1 protein-coding gene is annotated in these 255 nt (G+C 64.3%); it reads right to left on the reverse strand.

Annotated features, from left to right (window positions below; genetic code table 11):
- The coding region (locus AACY45_RS29095; protein ID WP_339548915.1) for an oligopeptide/dipeptide ABC transporter ATP-binding protein at positions 1-255 on the reverse strand (255 nt) is incomplete at both ends.

Genomic DNA, 255 nt, shown 5'->3' on the forward strand with positions numbered 1-255 from the left:
TGTGGAAGGCGCAGCCGGGCGGTGGGTTGAGCGGGTTGGGCAGTTCGCCGACGATCTTGATTTTCGGCTTGTCCGGGTCCGGGTGGATGGTCGGTGTGGCCGACAGCAGGGCTTGGGTGTAGGGGTGCAGGGGACGGGTGTAGATGTCCTCTTTGGGGCCCATTTCCACCGGCCGGCCGAGGTACATCACCATCACGTGGTCGGCCACATGACGGACCACCGCCAGGTTGTGGGAGATGAACACGTAGGCGGTGT

The organism is Pseudomonas sp. RA_35y_Pfl2_P32 (assembly GCF_963970735.1).
Classification (GTDB): Bacteria; Pseudomonadota; Gammaproteobacteria; order Pseudomonadales; family Pseudomonadaceae; genus Aquipseudomonas.